The organism is Pseudomonas hunanensis, assembly GCF_013393325.1.
GTDB lineage: Bacteria > Pseudomonadota > Gammaproteobacteria > Pseudomonadales > Pseudomonadaceae > Aquipseudomonas > Aquipseudomonas putida_P.
Genome location: NZ_QJRC01000094.1, coordinates 33,285 through 50,132 on the forward strand (window position 1 = coordinate 33,285; position 16,848 = coordinate 50,132).

At 63.1% G+C, this 16,848-nt stretch carries 16 protein-coding genes; 11 read left to right on the plus strand and 5 right to left on the minus strand.

Going from position 1 to position 16,848, the window contains the following annotated elements:
* Positions 1 to 3: 3 nt before the first annotated feature.
* The 5 genes from DM807_RS15540 to DM807_RS15560 all read left to right on the plus strand — a co-directional run bounded on the left by DM807_RS15540 (position 4) and on the right by DM807_RS15560 (position 6,121).
* Positions 4 to 810, plus strand: coding sequence for an ABC transporter permease (locus DM807_RS15540; protein ID WP_012271741.1), 807 nt, complete (start codon positions 4 to 6; stop codon positions 808 to 810).
* A gap of 17 nt (positions 811 to 827) precedes the next feature.
* Positions 828 to 1,976, plus strand: a complete 1,149-nt coding sequence (locus DM807_RS15545; RefSeq protein WP_012271740.1) for an ABC transporter ATP-binding protein — start codon at positions 828 to 830, stop codon at positions 1,974 to 1,976.
* 113 nt (positions 1,977 to 2,089) lie between these two features.
* Positions 2,090 to 3,397, plus strand: coding sequence for a substrate-binding domain-containing protein (locus DM807_RS15550; RefSeq protein WP_060515562.1), 1,308 nt, complete (start codon positions 2,090 to 2,092; stop codon positions 3,395 to 3,397).
* Positions 3,398 to 3,563: 166 nt separating this feature from the next.
* Positions 3,564 to 4,628, plus strand: coding sequence for a TerC family protein (locus tag DM807_RS15555; protein ID WP_060492785.1), 1,065 nt, complete (start codon positions 3,564 to 3,566; stop codon positions 4,626 to 4,628).
* Between the two features lie 140 nt (positions 4,629 to 4,768).
* Positions 4,769 to 6,121 carry an SPFH domain-containing protein gene (locus tag DM807_RS15560; RefSeq protein WP_179027530.1) on the plus strand — a complete coding sequence of 451 codons (1,353 nt, stop codon included), beginning with the start codon at positions 4,769 to 4,771 and terminating at the stop codon, positions 6,119 to 6,121.
* 58 nt (positions 6,122 to 6,179) lie between these two features.
* Here the strand turns inward: DM807_RS15560 and DM807_RS15565 are convergent, their stop codons facing one another.
* On the minus strand, positions 6,180 to 7,409 hold the full coding sequence (locus tag DM807_RS15565; protein WP_060515564.1) for an acyl-CoA dehydrogenase: 1,230 nt from the start codon (positions 7,407 to 7,409) through the stop codon (positions 6,180 to 6,182).
* A 140-nt stretch (positions 7,410 to 7,549) separates the two neighbouring features.
* Between DM807_RS15565 and DM807_RS15570 the strand changes: the two genes are divergently transcribed.
* Entirely contained in the window at positions 7,550 to 8,476 is a 927-nt protein-coding gene (locus tag DM807_RS15570) for a LysR family transcriptional regulator (RefSeq protein WP_012271733.1), read from the plus strand.
* Positions 8,477 to 8,670: 194 nt separating this feature from the next.
* Positions 8,671 to 9,825 carry a cysteine desulfurase family protein gene (locus tag DM807_RS15575; RefSeq protein ID WP_012271732.1) on the plus strand — a complete coding sequence of 385 codons (1,155 nt, stop codon included), beginning with the start codon at positions 8,671 to 8,673 and terminating at the stop codon, positions 9,823 to 9,825.
* Between the two features lie 7 nt (positions 9,826 to 9,832).
* Here the strand turns inward: DM807_RS15575 and DM807_RS15580 are convergent, their stop codons facing one another.
* From DM807_RS15580 to nfsB, 3 genes are all read right to left on the minus strand, one after another.
* Complete coding sequence (locus tag DM807_RS15580; RefSeq protein WP_012271731.1) at positions 9,833 to 10,270, minus strand: RES family NAD+ phosphorylase; 438 nt, start codon at positions 10,268 to 10,270, stop codon at positions 9,833 to 9,835.
* Positions 10,267 to 10,716: an antitoxin Xre/MbcA/ParS toxin-binding domain-containing protein gene (locus DM807_RS15585; protein ID WP_012271730.1), complete on the minus strand. Its 450-nt coding sequence runs from the start codon at positions 10,714 to 10,716 to the stop codon at positions 10,267 to 10,269. The genes DM807_RS15580 and DM807_RS15585 overlap by 4 nt, the downstream gene beginning before the upstream one ends.
* A 109-nt stretch (positions 10,717 to 10,825) precedes the next feature.
* Complete coding sequence (nfsB, locus tag DM807_RS15590; RefSeq protein WP_012271729.1) at positions 10,826 to 11,479, minus strand: oxygen-insensitive NAD(P)H nitroreductase; 654 nt, start codon at positions 11,477 to 11,479, stop codon at positions 10,826 to 10,828.
* 103 nt (positions 11,480 to 11,582) lie between these two features.
* Between nfsB and DM807_RS15595 the strand changes: the two genes are divergently transcribed.
* The 3 genes from DM807_RS15595 to DM807_RS15605 are packed head-to-tail and all read left to right on the plus strand — an operon-like array spanning position 11,583 to position 14,020.
* Entirely contained in the window at positions 11,583 to 12,506 is a 924-nt protein-coding gene (locus tag DM807_RS15595; RefSeq protein WP_041166461.1) for a LysR family transcriptional regulator, read from the plus strand.
* A gap of 48 nt (positions 12,507 to 12,554) precedes the next feature.
* The gene (locus tag DM807_RS15600) at positions 12,555 to 13,385 is read left to right on the plus strand and encodes an AraC family transcriptional regulator (RefSeq protein ID WP_082421375.1); all 831 of its coding nucleotides are present in this window, start codon (positions 12,555 to 12,557) and stop codon (positions 13,383 to 13,385) included.
* 50 nt (positions 13,386 to 13,435) lie between these two features.
* Complete coding sequence (locus DM807_RS15605; protein WP_179027531.1) at positions 13,436 to 14,020, plus strand: LysE family translocator; 585 nt, start codon at positions 13,436 to 13,438, stop codon at positions 14,018 to 14,020.
* Positions 14,021 to 14,070: 50 nt separating this feature from the next.
* Here the strand turns inward: DM807_RS15605 and DM807_RS15610 are convergent, their stop codons facing one another.
* Positions 14,071 to 15,270 carry a sugar transporter gene (locus DM807_RS15610; RefSeq protein WP_179027532.1) on the minus strand — a complete coding sequence of 400 codons (1,200 nt, stop codon included), beginning with the start codon at positions 15,268 to 15,270 and terminating at the stop codon, positions 14,071 to 14,073.
* Between the two features lie 204 nt (positions 15,271 to 15,474).
* Here DM807_RS15610 and DM807_RS15615 point away from each other — a divergent pair, with 204 nt between their 5' ends.
* Complete coding sequence (locus tag DM807_RS15615) at positions 15,475 to 16,791, plus strand: WD40 repeat domain-containing protein (protein ID WP_060515796.1); 1,317 nt, start codon at positions 15,475 to 15,477, stop codon at positions 16,789 to 16,791.
* Positions 16,792 to 16,848: the final 57 nt, after the last annotated feature.

The window sequence follows — 16,848 nt, forward strand, 5'->3', positions numbered from 1 at the left end:
GCCATGCTCCTGTCTCCCAATGCCATGGGTCGCCCGCTGCGTACGGGCCTGTACCTGACCACCGGGGTCATCGCGGCCTTCCTGCTGCTGCCGGTCGTGTTCATCGTGCTGCTGTCGTTCGGCTCGTCCCAGTGGCTGGTATTCCCGCCGCCAGGCTGGACCTTCAAGTGGTACGGCCAGTTCTTCTCCAACCCGGAGTGGATGGACGCTGCGCTGGCCAGCCTGAAGGTGGCCGTGCTGACCACCCTCGCCGCCGTACTGCTGGGCCTGCCCAGCGCGTTCGCCCTGGTGCGTGGCCGCTTCCCGGGCCGCGAACTGCTGTACGGGCTGTTCACCATGCCGATGATCGTGCCGCTGGTGATCATTGCCGTGGCGGTGTATGCGCTGTTTCTCAAACTTGGCTACACCGGCACGCTGTTCGCCTTCGTGGTCAGCCACGTGATCGTCGCCCTGCCCTTTACCATCATTTCCATCATCAACTCGCTGAAGCTGTTCGACCAGTCGATTGAAGATGCCGCGGTGATCTGCGGTGCCTCGCGCCTGCAGGCGATCTTCAAGGTCACCTTCCCGGCCATCCGCCCCGGCATGATCGCCGGCGGCCTGTTCGCCTTCCTGGTGTCGTGGGATGAAGTGGTGCTGAGCGTGATGATGGCCAGCCCCGACCTGCAGACCCTGCCGGTGAAGATGTGGACCACCCTGCGCCAGGACCTCAGCCCGGTCATTGCCGTGGCCTCGACCCTGCTGATCGGCCTGTCGCTGCTTGTCATGTTCATTGCCGCCGCCTTGCGCCGGCGCACCGAAAACGCCTGAGCGCGGAGAAAACAACAATGAGTGCAGTGATCAAAGACAACGCGCACGGCAAGACCCTGGTCAGCCTGCGCGGCCTGAACAAGCACTACGGCGACTTCACCGCCGTGGACAACCTCGACCTGGAGATCCAGGACGGCGAGTTCCTGACCTTCCTCGGCTCCAGCGGCTCGGGCAAGTCCACCACCCTGTCGATGCTGGCCGGCTTCGAAACACCCAGCAGTGGCGAGATCCTGGTCGACGGCCAATCGCTGGTCAACGTACCACCACACAAGCGTGACATCGGCATGGTGTTCCAGCGCTATTCGCTGTTCCCGCACCTGAACGTGCGCGACAACATCGCCTTCCCGCTGGCCATTCGCAAGCTCGGCGCTGCCGAGACGGCCAAGCGCGTCGACGCCATGCTCAAGCTGGTGCAGCTAGAGAAGTTCGCCCACCGCAAACCCTCGCAAATGTCTGGCGGCCAGCAGCAGCGTGTGGCGATTGCCCGGGCGCTGGTGTACGAGCCGCGTATCCTGCTGATGGACGAGCCGCTCGGCGCGCTGGACAAGAAGCTGCGAGAAGACCTGCAGGACGAACTGCGCCAGTTGCACCGCCGACTGGGCATTACCATCGTCTACGTCACCCACGACCAGGAAGAAGCCATGCGCCTGTCCCAGCGCATCGCCATTTTCAGCCACGGCAAGATCGTCGGCCTGGGCACCGGTTACGACCTGTACCAAAACCCGCCGAATGCCTTTGTCGCTTCGTTCCTGGGCAACTCCAACTTCCTGCGGATCAAGGCCAGCAGCAATGGCGCAGGCAGTTTCGAGGGGCAGCCGGTAGCCATTCGCCTGACCCCAGGGCTGGCCGCCTCGCAAGATGCACTGATCATGGTGCGCCCGGAGAAGGCCCTGGCCCTGACCGCCGAACAGGCTGCGCGCGCGCCACTGCCAGCGGGCTGGAACGAGGTCAGCGCCAAGGTTGGCGAGGTGCTGTTCCTGGGTGAGAGCCAAACCTGCCATGTGGTGACTGCAGGGGGTACCGAGCTGACGGTGAAGGCGCTGTCAGCCGCAGGCATGCCGATGCAGCCGGGCGACAGCGTAAAGGTGCGTTGGGCAGTGGCGGATGCGTGCATCTATACCGAGTGGGCCGAGAGCGATTTGAGCAAGTCTGCCGGGGCGCATTGAGTTCGCCAGCCGCCGAGAAGGGGGGGGCAAAGCCCTCCCCTACGGACTGTCACATTATCATCACGCCACTGTCGTAATCTGCCGGCCAACTCTATGCCACAGGGCCATCCGGCATGCCCCGCCTGCTTGTCTTGCTGCTTATCCTGCTACCGCTTGCGACCTTGGCCGAGCCCCAGCACCTGCGCGTGCAAGGTTCCAACACGATTGGTGCGGCCTTGCTGCCGGCGCTGGTGCAGGGGCAATTGCGCGCGCAGCAAGCCAGCGCCATCGCGCAACAGCCGGGCAAACTGCCCAATGAAACCGTGATCAGTGCGCGCGATGCGCATGGGCAGCCCGTGCGCGTGGACATCGCCGCCCACGGCTCCAGCACCGGCTTCGTTGCCCTGGGCCGGGGCGAGGCCGACCTGGCAGCGGCATCGCGGCCGATCAACGACAGTGAAGTGCGCCAGCTGCAGGCCCTGGGCGACCTGCGTGCTGCCAGCGCTGAACAAGTCATCGGCCTGGATGGCGTCGCGGTCATCGTCCACCCCGACAACCCACTGCCGCAGCTCACCACAAAACAACTGGCGCAGATTTTCTCCGGGCAGGTCCAGCGCTGGGAACAATTAGGTGTTTCTGGCGGGGCCATTCACCTGTATGCCCGTGATGACCGTTCCGGTACTTTCGAGACCTTCAAGGCACTGGTGCTGGAACCTCTGCACAGCGAACTGTCGCCCAAGGCCAAGCGCTTCGAGTCCAGTGACGAACTGGCGGCCCAGGTAGGTGCCGACCGCCAGGCCATCGGCTTCAGCAGCCTGGCCGCCGTGCACGGGGCCAAGGTGCTGGCAGTGGCCGAGGGCGACGCACCGGCCATGCTGCCTGAACGCGCACTGGTGGCCAGCGAAGACTACCCACTATCGCGGCGCCTGTACTTCTACCTGCCGGCCAACCCCAAGCCCCAGTCCAAGGCCCTGGCCGATTTCGCCCAAAGCCCCGCGGGCCAGGCGATCGTCGCCCAGCAGGGTTTCGTTTCGCAGCAGATCAAGGCTCAACCTGTCCCTCCCCAGTCTGATATGCCGCCGCGCTATCGCACCCTCGCCCAGCAGGCGCAGCGGCTGAGCGTGAACTTTCGCTTCCAGGAAGGCAGCGCCAGCCTCGACAACAAGGCCCTGCGCGATGTGCAGCGGGTAGCCGAGTACCTGCGCCAGGCTGGCAAGTTGCAGAGCAAGGCGGTGCTGGTGGGGTTTGGCGACCCCAAGGAGACACCCGGGCGCGCGGCCCTGCTCTCACGCCTGCGCGCGCAAGCAGTGCGGCGCGAGCTGGCGCGCGATGGTGTGGAGGTGCTGGAGGTGACTGGGATGGGCGATGAACTACCCGTGGCCGGCAATGAGCTGGAGCAAGGACGGTTACGTAACCGACGGGTCGAGGTGTGGGTGTATTGAAGGCCAGATCCGAGCCCTGGCAAAGAAATGTAACAGCTCCCTGTTCGGCATCACTGGTAAACGGGTCTAGGCTCAAAATCATGTGATACCGGGCCCCTCTGACGGCTGCCAAGCCGCCATGTCGGATCACTGTTGCCAAGCAACGTCGACATTCAAGGAGGGGCTCATGACAGCTCTGCAAGCATTTCTCACCACCCCGTTCCTCGGTACCAGCGCCTGGTTGTGGCTGGTGTTCATGGCCATCGTCATCGGTTTGCTGGTACTCGACCTGGGCGTGCTGCACCGCCACGACCGGGAAATCGAAATGCGCGAAAGCCTGCTGCTGTATTCCGGCTACTTCAGCGTCGGCGTGCTGTTCGGCGCCGGGGTCTGGTACCAGTTGGGCGCGCAGTCGGCACTGGAGTTCTACACCGGTTTCCTGGTCGAGCAGTCGCTGTCGATGGACAACGTGTTCGTCATGGCAATGATCTTCAGCTACTTTGCCATCCCCCGCCGCTACCAGCACCGCGTGTTGTTCTGGGGCATCCTGGGGGTGGTGTTGCTGCGGGCGATCATGATCGGCGTAGGCGCGGCGTTGGTGCAGAACTTTGCCTGGGTGCTGTACATCTTCGGTGCCTTCCTGCTGTTTACCGGGGTGAAGATGGCGCTGTCCAAGGAAGACAGCCACCCGGACCTGGCCAACAACCCGATCATCAAGTTCGTGCGCCGGCACATGCGGGTCACCGACCAGATCCATGGCTCGCACTTCTTCATCCGCCAGACCCCGCCTGGGCACAGCAAGGCGCTGCGTTATGCCACCCCATTGTTCCTGGCGCTGGTACTGATCGAACTTGCCGATCTAGTGTTTGCGGTCGACAGCGTGCCAGCGATTTTCGCCATTACCCAGGACCCGTTCATTGTCTACACCTCTAACATCTTTGCCATTTTGGGGCTGCGCTCGCTGTACTTCGCGTTGTCGGCGTTGATGCACCGCTTCGTTTATCTCAAGTACGCACTGGCGCTGGTGCTGATCTTCATTGGCTGCAAAATCTTCTACCACGGCATGGTGGGCAAGGTGCCGGCGTTGCTGTCGCTGGGGGTGACGTTCGGGCTGTTGCTGGGTGGGGTGGTGGTTTCGTTGATCAAGACGCGGGGGCAGAACGTGGCGGTCGAGAGTATCCAGCCGTCGCAGGATTCGACGGGGCAGAACAACCTGGGAAAAAAGAAGGACGACCCGCAATTGCGGGCGTGAATGGCTGTTGTGGGGCCGAATCAAATTGGATTCTTCCTAGCTGCCGCAGTGATTATTCCTACATAAGGAATTCGGTTCGTCTGATTGTGATCACGGGGCTGAATTAACCAGGATGGGCCTTTCCGCACAAGGAGTGCCCCGTGCAAAAACTGCCCATTCCCGACCTCCCTCAATTACGTGTCAACCGCAAGCAAATTGCCGCCATTGCCATCCCAGTTCTCGCGTTCGGCGCCCTGGCAGCAATATTCAACAACGTATTCTTCTACAACGAAGCAGGCCAGATGACCCACGTTCGTACGATTTTCGGCGAGGAGAAAGTAGTCGAGGACGTAGGCTACGCCACCAAGTGGTTCGGCCGCAGTACAGCTTGGCGACGTACCATCGGCGTTCAGTCCTCCTTGCGCATGGACAACCCGGAAGATACCCGCAGCGGACATCCCTCGATCACGCTGGAAAACCTGCCTATCGTTTTTCTGGGCAACGTCGATGCCAAAGCCGAGTTCAGTAGCCAGTTTCGCCTTCCTTCAGGGGAGGCATTTCTGAAGATTGCCCAGGAATACCGCACGCCTGACAATTTCCTGCAACGTGCACTGTTGCCGGCAGTCAAGGAAACGCTGCAAGCCACAGCCTCCCTGATGAGCGCAGACGACTATTACGCCGGCAACCGCAGCCACTTCGGTGCCGAGTTCGAAAATCAGTTGCGCAACGGCCTGTACTTGACAAGCCGCAAGGAAATTCGCGTTCAGCGCGACAATTATCCTGCTCAAACTGCGATTCTGCAGGCCGGTACCGAACAGGGTAGTTTTGGCGACAACAGTGCAACGCGTTTCATCATTGAGAAGAAGCTCGACAAGAACGGCCAGGAACTGCGCAAGCTGCAACAATTTCGCCTGTTCGGCGTTGAGGTGGTGGATGCTCGGGTCACCCATATCGACCCCAATCCGCAGTACCAGCAACGCATGGTGCGGGTGCAGCAAGCACTGGCGGAGCTTGCCGTGGCCCGGCAAAACAGGCTCAAGGAGGAAGAAGAGAAGGAACTGGTTTCTGCACGCGGCGCCAAGGATGTCGAAGCCAAACGCCAGGAGAGTCTACGCCAACAGATTGAGCGTACTACCGAAGCCGAAACCGAAAAACAGCTTGCGCTGATCAACGCAGAGCGGGAGAAACGGCGCGCCGAGATCGACAAGCAGACAGCCGAGCTGCTTCGGGACAAAGCGCATGTAACGGCAGAAGCGACCAAGATCACAGCCGATGCCGAAGCCTACGCCCGTGAAGCCTCGATTAAGGCGGACGGTGCCCTGCAAACCAAACTGGATGCGCTGGTGCAGATCAATCGAGCGTGGGCAGAGGCAGCAGCAAAGGCACCGGTGCCAAGTGTCATGATGGGGGGCACCGAACCAGGGATCGGGCGACAGGATGAAATGAGCAAGCTCATGAGTGTACTGGCGACGAAAGCCGCCAAAGACCTGGTAGTGGACCTGAAAACTCAATGAAACTTTACCGACCGCTTCGCGGGTAAAACCGCGAAGCGGTCGGCACAGGCTCACCGAATTAGCGCCCGCTACGCAACAGTTCCACCGGCACATACTTGCCAATTTCATACTTGCCAATCGCCGCCCGGTGCACTTCATCCGGCCCGTCGGCCAAGCGCAAGGTGCGCTGCATGGCGTACATGTAGGCCAGCGGGAAATCGCCGCTCACCCCTGCCCCACCATGTATCTGGATCGCCCTGTCGATTACCTTCAAGGCAACGTTCGGTGCCACCACCTTGATCTGCGCGATCTCGCTGCGGGCGACTTTGTTGCCCACGGTGTCCATCATGTAGGCCGCCTTGAGCGTCAGCAGCCGGGCCATGTCGATTTCCATGCGCGAGTCGGCGATCTTGTCGACGTTGCCGCCCAGGCGTGCCAGTGGCCGGCCGAAGGCGGTGCGCTCGACCGAGCGCTTGCACATCAGCTCCAGCGCGCGCTCGGCCATGCCGATCGAACGCATGCAGTGGTGGATGCGGCCAGGCCCCAGGCGGCCCTGGGCGATTTCGAAGCCGCGCCCTTCGCCAAGGATTACGTTTTCGTACGGCACCCGCACGTTCTCGAACAGGACTTCGGCATGGCCATGGGGTGCATCGTCATAACCGAACACCGGCAGTGGGCGAACGATCTTCACGCCTGGTGCATCGGTGGGCACCAGCACCATCGAATGCTGCTGGTGGCGTGGCCCTTCAGGGTCGGACAGGCCCATGAAGATCATGACTTTGCAGCGCGGGTCGCAGGCGCCGGAGGTCCACCACTTGCGGCCGTTGATCACCCATTCGTCACCGTCACGCACGGCGGTGGCAGCCATGTTGGTGGCGTCCGAAGAGGCCACGTCCGGCTCGGTCATGGCGAACGCCGAGCGGATCTCGCCGCGCAGCAACGGCTCCAGCCACTGGCGTTTTTGCGCCTCGCTGCCATAGCGCACCAGCACTTCCATGTTGCCGGTGTCCGGTGCCGAGCAGTTGAACGGCTCTGGCCCGAGCAACGAACGGCCCATGATCTCCGCCAACGGGGCGTATTCCAGGTTGCTCAGGCCGGCGCCATATTCCGACTCTGGGAGGAACAGGTTCCACAGCCCTTCGGCGCGGGCCTTGGCCTTGAGTTCTTCCATGATAGCGGTCGGCTGCCAGCGGTCGCCCTCGGCGACCTGGCGCTCGAACACCGCTTCAGCGGGGTAGACATAAGCGTCCATAAACGCGCTGACGCGCTCGCGCAGTGCCTGGACCTTGGGCGAATAGGCGAAATCCATCGGGGCTACCTTCACGGTTCGGAGTACATGGGCCAGAGCCTAGAGCAGCGCGGACCAATCCACCTAGTCTATTTTCCGCGTGTATAAACATTCATAACCGATATATGATCGACCGATAATTCCAACAAAGAGCGGCGCCCATGAACCTCAGCAAGGTCGACCTCAACCTGTTCATCGTGTTCGATGCGATCTACACCGAAGCCAACCTGACCCGCGCCGGGCAAATTGTCGGCATTACCCAGCCGGCGGTGTCCAACGCCCTGTCACGGCTGCGCGAAACCTTCAACGACCCGCTGTTCGTGCGCACCGCCCAAGGCATGGTGCCCACGCCCATGGCGCAGAACATCATCGGCCCGGTGCGCAATGCCTTGGCGCTATTGCGCACGTCGGTGCAGGAAAGCCGCATTTTCAACCCGCAACAGGCCAACAAGACCTTCCGCATCAGCATGACCGACCTGACCGAAGCGGTCATTCTACCGCCGTTGTTCCAGCGCCTGCGCCGTCTGGCGCCAGCGGTGCTGATCGAGAGCTTTCTGTGCAAGCGCCGCGAGACCACCAAGGAACTCGCCGCCGGCCGCCTGGATTTCGCCATCGACGCCCCCCTGAACACCGACCCGCAAGTGCGCCACGTCAAGCTGATGCAAGACCGCTATGTCTGCGCCCTGCGCCAGGGTCATCCGCTGGCCGACAGCAAGCTGACCCTCGACAGCTACCTGGGCATGACCCACATCCATATTTCCAGCCGCCGCAACGGCCTGGGCTATGTCGACCTGGCGCTGGGCAAGATGGGGGTGCAACGCAAGGTCGCCCTGCGTTCGCAGCATTACCTGATGGCCTCGCAGGTGTTGCAGCAGACCGACATGGCAATGACCGTTCCCGAGCGCTTTGCCCGTCGCCATCAGTTGCGTTACCAGCCACTGCCGGTGGAAGTGCCAGCGCTGGAGACGCACCTTTACTGGCATGAAAGTACCGACCAAGACCCGGCCAACCGTTGGATGCGTGAGCAGATCACCGAGTTATGCGAGCGCGTGGTGGCGGAGGAAGAGAAGGCTCTGGACCCTGCCTGAAGGTAGCTGGCGCGGGGCCGATCGCAACGCTTCGCCAGCTGAAGAAAAAAATCCTACAAAACCAATGCCGCGGGGAAATTTTTTTTATTGGGATCGAGAAGACAGCGGTGGGAAGCGAAAAATATCTCACAGCTGGCGGGTACGCTTAGGTCAACCATCGCCGATTTCATGGCAACTGACACGGACCCGCCCCAATGCCTAGCGCCCCACTCTACTTCGATTACGCCGCCACTACCCCAGTCGACGACCGGGTCATCGAAACCATGCTCGCCTGCCTGGGTAACCAAGCCAACTTCGGCAACCCGGCGTCCAGTGGCCACGCCTTCGGCCAAGCCGCCCGTCACACCGTGCAGCAGGCTCGCCAACAAGTGGCCGAGCGCGTCGGCGCGCAGGCCGAAAACCTGGTGTGGACCTCGGGCGCGACCGAGTCCAACAACTTGGCACTCAAAGGCATTGCCCAAGGCATCGGCCAGCCCGGCCACCTGATCACCAGCCAGCTGGAGCATAAGGCCGTGCTCGACACGGTGGCCGAACTGGAGCGCCAAGGCTGGGCCGTTACCCGCCTGGCGCCGGATGCCGCCGGCCTGATCCAGCCCGCCAGCGTGCAGGCAGCATTGCGCGCCGATACCCGCCTGGTATCGCTGATGGCGGTCAACAACGAACTGGGCACGGTCACCGACGTTGCCGCAATTGGCGAGCAGGTGCGTGCCCACGGTGCCCTGTTGCACGTAGACGCCGCGCAAGCTGTGGGCAAGCTGGTCATCGACCTGAATGCGATGAGCGTGGACTTGATGTCATTCTCGGCGCACAAGGTCTATGGGCCAAAAGGCATCGGCGCGCTGTATGTCGGGCCACGCGCCCGTACGCTGATGCGCGCGCAGATGCACGGCGGCGGCCATGAACAGGGCCTGCGCTCCGGCACCCTGGCGACCCATCAGATTGCTGGCATGGGCAGCGCCTTTGCCCTGGCCGGCCAGCCTGGCGACAGCGAGCACCAGCGCCTTGAGCAACTGGCTGCACGCCTGCGCGAAGGCCTGCTGGCTTTACCCGGCGTCACCCTGAACGGCTGCGTCACCCACCGCATACCCCATACGCTGAACCTGTGCATCGACAGCAAGGGCTTCAACAGTGCGGCACTGGCCGGCGAGCTGGCCTTGTCGACCACCTCGGCCTGCAACTCGGCGAGTAACGCCGCCTCCCATGTGCTGCTGGCACTGGGGCTGGATGAGCGCCAGGCACGCAATAGCGTGCGCTTGAGCATCGGCCGCTTCAGCACCGACGCTGAAGTGGACAAGGCTGTCGAAGTGTTCGGTCGGGTGCTGACGACGGCATCGGCGGCGCTGTGGTGAACAGGCACTAGAACAAGCGGCTGTCCGGGGTGAAATCCTCGACCTGTATTTTCGCGCTCTGCGCCTGCGGGTGCCGTGGGTTGAACAGGTAGTTGGTGGTACTGGGCATGATCGCGCTCGGCACCGGCAACAACAATGCCGAACAGTCATCCAGAAAGCGATTGCCCAGTGCCCGGGTCAACTCCGGCTGAGCGGACCAGCCCGGCTGCAAGGTGGGTAACCGCGCTTGTGAAACCGTGTCGGGCAATTCGATGCGGATCAGGCGCAGGGTAGTGGGGAAATCCTCAGGGTCGATCTCCAGGTGCACCAACACCTCGAGCATCGCCCCTGGAGGGCTGGTGGCGGCATATACCACCGGCCGGCCCGCCTGGTGCCAACGGCCGCTTACCCGCAAGCCCCCCGTGCCGCTCAAGTCTGCGTAGGCGCTGATACGCCACAGAATCACAGGCCAAAGCCCTCGGCAATCTGCAGCAGCATCTCTTCAACCTGAGTGGTGCCTTGCTGGGTGGTAAGCATCTGCATCGGGGTGAGCCCCGAAAAGCGCTCCTTGGGCTTGGACAACCAACGTTTGGCCTTGTCCGCCTCGCCGAACACGGCTTCGGCCATGGCGGTGATGTGGGCCGAGCGGAACAGACGGTCGCTTTCATCCACGGTCAACGGCTGGTCGCGCTCAATGCGGGTTTTCAGGGTGCGCAGGGGAATGATCTGGTCGCGCTCCACCGGCGTGAGCACACCACGCTCGGTCAGCTTTACCAGCCAGGTGGCGGCAAAACCATGGGTGATGCGGGTGTGGATTTCAAAGTCACTGGCAAGCTCGGGGATTTCCAGCAGCGCGTTCAAACGCGCCCGGTACTCATGGTAACCGTTGTCGCGAAGCACTTCGGCAAGCATGGCATGCTCCTTATCGGCGTTTGCCGACAAGTATGCGGTATATGCCGAATCATTGCCAGTTTGCCCGGCCACCCGGGCGAGTCAGGGGCGCTTTGCGCCCCCTGCAATCTCACAGGAACGTGAAGACTTGCGACGCCGGCAGGCGCGACTTGTTCAGCCCGGCATTGAAGTCCGTCTCACTGCGGTAACCCAGGCTGAGGATCACCACGCTGGTAAACCCACGCTCACGCAGCCCCAATTCGGCGTCGAGGATCTTGCTGTCAAAGCCTTCGATCGGCGTTGCATCCAAACCATGCGCCGCAGCCCCCAGCAACGCCGTGCCCAAGGCCAGGTAGGTTTGTTTTTCCATCCAGTGCTGCACGTCCTTGTGGTCGTAACGGTGCAGGTTGACGTAGTGCCGGCGGCTTTGGTTTTGCCCGGCACGCGCTTGCTCGTCACGGAAACGACCATCGGCAGCCTCCTGGTCGAGCACCGTGTTCAGGTGCGCTTCGGTCATTTCGGTGCGGGTGCAGAACACGATCACATGCGACGCATCAAGGAGCTTCGGCGAGTTGTAGGCATAACCGTCCGTGGTGCTCTTTGCCAGGCGAGCCTTGCCTTCGGCAGTGTCGGCGACGATGAAATGCCAGGGCTGGGAATTGACCGACGACGGGCTGTGGCGCAGTTGCTCGAGCAGGGCATCGACAGTGGCCTGGGGAATACGGCGCGAGGCATCGTAAGCTTTGGTGGTGTAGCGGCGCTTGGCCAGCGAGACGGTATCCATGCAAGAACTCCGGTATGAACAGTGGATGTGCCGTGCATCTTATCTTTCCGGTAGAAAAGAAAAACCGGCACAATGCAGCAACACTTTCATCCCTGGAATGAAAATGCTGCGCATCACTGATCTCGAATTGTTCGCCCGCAGCAGTGTGCTGGGTAGCTTCACTGCAGCGGCCCATGAAGCAGGCCTGCTACCGGGCCAGGTGGCTGCCGCGATCAAGCGCCTGGAGCGCGACCTGGATGTACGCCTGTTCGCCCGCACCACCCGCAGCCTGCGCCTGACCGCCGAGGGCGAGCGCTACCTGCCAACCGCGCTGAATGTGCTGGAGAGCCTGCGCCAGGGCCATGAGGACCTGCATGGCAACCCCAATACCCTGCGCGGCACACTGCAGGTATCGGCGCCTTCCGACCTGGGCCGCAACATGCTGCTGCCTTGGCTCAGTGCCTTCCGCCGCGAGCACCCGGCATTGCAGCTTCGCTTCTTCCTGTCTGACCAGATTGCCGACCTTAACCGCGACCCGGTGGATGTGGCCATCCGCTATGGCCTCAACCAGGATGCCAACTACATCGCCCTGCCATTGGCCGACTGGAATCGCAGGGTGCTGGTTGCCTCGCCCGATTACCTGGCCCGCCACGGCCGCCCGCTCACTCCCGACGCGCTGCAGCAGCACGCCTGCCTGTTGTACATGCAACACAACCGGGTGTACGACAAATGGCGGTTGGGCAACCGCACCGTGCAGGTGCGTGGGCCGCTGGTCAGCGACGATGCCGATGTCATCCGCCGCCTGGCCATTCAAGGCGAAGGCATCGTCTATAAGTCTTGGCTGGATGTCAGCGCCAACATAGCGGCCGGTGAACTGGAAATCGTGCTGCCCGAAATGCTCGGCGAGCCCACCCCGGTCACCTTGGTCTGCCCGCATCGCAAGCAGCTCACACCTGCGGTTTCGCAACTGCACCTGTGGCTGCGCGAGCGCTTCGAGGCCCTGCGCAACCGTGCCCTGACCAACGGCTGCACAATCGTTCCAGACTGAGCCGGAGTGTTGCGCTAAGGTAGCCATTTACCCCGACGGCGCATGTACATGAGCAACTGGATCGACCTCAAGCAAGACGCCGACACCGGCATCGAGTCGGTCCGTGCGCATTTCGTCGGGCATGCCTACGACCCGCACTGGCACGACAGCTTCCTGGTCGGCGTCACCGAACAGGGTGTGCAGCAGTTCAACTGCCGCCGGGTGCGCCACCGCAGCACGCCGGGGCAGGTATTTCTGCTCGAGCCTGGCGACATCCACGATGGGCTGGCGCCTACCGATGAAGGCTTCACCTATTCAACGCTGTACCTGGAGCCCGCTTGGCTCGACCAACAGCTGCGGGCGCTGTTCGAGCACGCACCGGACGACAGCCTGCCCAGTTTTGCCGATACCCTGTGCCATGACGAACGCCTGGCCCAGGCCACCGCCCTCGCCTTCCAGGCCGTGCACACGCAGGACTTGCGCATCGTCCGGCAAACGGCCATGGACGACCTGCTGGCCTGCCTGACCCGCCACCTGCACTGGCGCCGGCGCATCAACCCCGACCCGCGCCTGCCGCTGACGGCACAGCGCGCACGGGACTACCTGCACGCCAACCTGGAGCGTGACATCGGCCTGGAAGACTTGGCCCACGCCTGCGGCATCGACCGCTTTCGCCTGACCCGTGCGTTCAAGGCCGCGTTCGGCATTGCACCGCATGCCTACCTGATCCAGCTGCGCCTGGCACGGGCGCGGCGCCTGCTCGCCCAAGGCCAGACCCCTGCCGAAGTGGCCGTGGCGTTGGGCTTTGCCGACCAGAGCCACTTGGGCCGCTGGTTCCGCCGCGCCTATCGGCTAACCCCCGCCGACTACCGCAGGCGCTGCTCAAACCTTCCAGACTGAATGTCGGCGGGCGGCGAGCATGGTGCTTCGATTTCACGGAGCCTTGAACCATGTCGCAGTCGTTGCTGCCCTTCTTCCTCTTTGCCCTGGTGTCCAGCATCAGCCCGGGGCCGACCAACTTGTTGATCCTGGCTCATGGCGCGCGCGTGGGCCTGCGCGCAAGCCTAGCGCCGATCGTGGCAGCCTGCGGTGCGGCGGCCGCGATCGTGCTGCTGGTTGGTCTGGGGCTGGGCGAGCTGTTGCTGCGTCACCCATTGGCCCAACAGCTGATGAGCTGGGCCGGAGTGCTGTGGCTGAGCTGGCTGGCGTGGAAGATGCTGCGCAGTGCCGCCGCCCCGCTGCAGACGGCCACAGCACAAGGCTTCAGTGCGCTCAGCGCTGCCTCGTTGCAGGTGGTGAACCCCAAGGTTTGGTTGATGGCCGTGGCGGTGGTCGGGGTCTTTGCCGCACCGTCGTTGCCGGTGTGGCTGCTGGCGCTGGTGTTTTTGCTGATCGCCCTGCCGTGCATGGCGGCGTGGGCGATGCTGGGGGTGGGTAGCGCCCGGTGGTTGCAGGCGCCACGGCGGCTACAGGTGTTCAACCAGATGTTGGCGGGGGCGCTATTGATCTCTGCATGGGCTGCCGTCCTGGCTTGAGCCCTCTCCCACAGGCCTGGGCGGGACATGTGGGAGCGCTGGCCTGGGGGTCAGCGTGTCAGCGCCTCGCGGAAGCGCCGAGTGCTGGCAACGGCCAGCACCAGCCCGACCACCGCCACGCTACCGCCCACCAGGCCAATATTCGCCACGTCCATCTGGCTGCTGACAATACTGCCCAGCAGCGCACCACCACCAATGCCGATGTTGTAGATACCCGAGAACAGCGCCATGGCCACATCGGTGGCATCCGACGCCAGCTTCAGCGTCTTGGACTGCAGCGACAGGCTGAAGCTGAGGATCGCCACACCCCAGAACATGCTCAGCGTCGCGAACGCGTAGAAGTTGCCCGAGAGCGGCAGCAACAGCAACAGGCACGCGGCGAGCAAGCCGATCGAGCCTACCAGGAAGCCATGGGGGAAACGGTCGCTGTAGCGGCTGAACAGCAACGAGCCGAATACCCCCGCACCGCCGAACAGCAACAACACCAGCGTGGTGCGCTCACCGCCAATCTGCGCCACGTGCAGTGCAAACGGTTCAATGTAGCTGTAGGCAGTGAACTGCGCGGTAATCACCAGCGTCACCAGCAGGTAGGTGATCACCAGCGCCGGGCGCTTGAACAGGATCGGCAGGCTGCGCAACGAGCCGGAGTTCTGGCTGGGCAGCAGCGGCAGCGATTTCATCAGGCACAGCATGGTGGCCAGCGCCACCCCGGCGATGCTCAGGAACGTGATGCGCCAGCCCAACGCCTCGCCTACCACGCGGCCCAGCGGAATACCCAGGACCATGGCCAGGGTAGTACCGGTGGCCAACAGGCCCAGCGCCTTGGCCTGCTGCCCTGGTGGCGCCACACGCACCGCCAGCGAAGCGGTGATGGCCCAGAACACCGCATGCGCCAGGGCAATGCCGATACGGCTGACCAGCAGCATGGCAAAGCTTTGCGACAACCAAGACAGCAAATGGCTGACGATGAACACCAGGAACACGAACAGCAGCAGACGTCGCCGTTCGATGTTGCGGGTCAGCAGCATCATCGGCAGCGAGGCCAGCGCCACCACCCAGGCGTAGATGGTCAGCATCAGGCCCACCTGGGCGGTGCTCATGTCGAAGCTGCGGCCAATGTCGCTGAGCAACGCCACTGGAACGAACTCGGTGGTGTTGAAGATGAAGGCCGCCAAGGCCAGGGCGATCACGCTAAGCCAGCTGCCGCTGCCCGTTGCGGGCGGTATGTGGGTAGGTGTGGGTCCGTTCATGGGTGGAAAGTGCTTCTCCGCAGACAGGCAACAGGTCGCACGCCAGCCACCCGCTTGCCGGGGTGCCAACGTGCGCGTTGTTATTGACAGGAATGCCCGGCATGGTACGCGTCAAGCCGGGGCCTCACAACCGCGAGGCAGGTAGAAGGAGTACCATGCGCGCTTTGTGTGAAACGCGTGTGCGACAAGGAGCCCGATCCGCTCATGGACAAGCAGCACCCCCAGCAGCAATGGCAGCAGGCGGTTACCGCCTACGCCCAGGCCGTCAACGACTACGTCGCGCAAGGCCGTGCGCAAGGCTGGGACAACCTCGAAGAACCGCAGGCGCCAGCCACCAGACACCTGCTCGACGCCTGGTTGGCAGCCCTGCAGGCAGCCAACTGCCCAGGTGTCGACGAACAGCAGCGCCGGGCCTTCCGTGAGGCCTGGCCCCCCGCGCACCATCCCCTGGTACCGTTGCTCGAAGACCACGCCCAAGGCATCAGCAATGTTTTGCTGCTGGAGGATGGCAGCCTGCTGGCACGCATCGGCATGCCGTACGACAAAGGCCAGGTGGTGCGTATCGACCACCATGGGGTAACCCCGGTCATCGGTATCGAACACTTTGGCCGCTGCCCGGCCCGGCGCTACTTCGCCCTGGCCAATGCCGAGGGCATACGTGTGACCGATGGCTGGGGTGGCCCGCAGGTGCGCCGTCTGGCCTGGCCAACCGGGCTGGAGGGGTTGCCGCCGGGCTACCCGTTCGAGCCGTTCGACCTGCCGCCCACACCCACCGCGCTTATCCCCTTCCCGGACGGCCAACGCGTGCTGCTGGTGAGTGCCGAAGGTATCTTCGTGCTGGCCGGTCAAGGTGCAACGCGCCTGCTGCCGCAGCAGACGCGCGTGCTCGATGAGCTGGCCGAAGGTACCGAGCCAGACGACATCAACCTGGGGCTGAGCATGGAGCATGGCGCGGTGTCGGCAGATGGCCGCTTGATCGTGGTGGGTGAGCAAGGCAGCCGGCACCGGGTCCTCGACGATCAGCTCAGGCCGCTGGCACACATCGGCCCAGGCAGCGAATACCCGCACTTTGCTTTGTTCAACCGCACCGGTGACCAGTTGATCGTCAATGCCTGCCATTTCTACAGCGGCGCCACGCTGGCGGTCAGGGTGGCGGACTTGCCCGGCCTGGATACCGACTACTACAGCCAGGACCCACGCACCCCGCTGGTGCAGGATGGCGCACGGGTGTACGCCGGGGTGGCGCGCGATGGCGAGTACATCGTGGGTGATGCCTACGGGTACCTGCGGGCATTTGGCGAAGATGGCGAGGAGCATTGGCAGCACTACCTGGGGTCGACCATCAGTGCGATGGACATCAGTGCCGACGGGCGAACACTGGTGGCGGCAAGCCATGCGGGGGTTGTGTCGGTAATTGCGCTGGAGAGCGGGCGGCCCGAGTGGCAGATCGGTACCGGAGCACACGGCGAAGTGCGGCGGTGGTTGTTCTGGAAGGGTTGGGACAAGGCGATGGTCTGGTAAAAGACCGATCATTCATGTTGCCTGTACTGGCCTCCTCGCGGGTGCCCCCGCGAATAG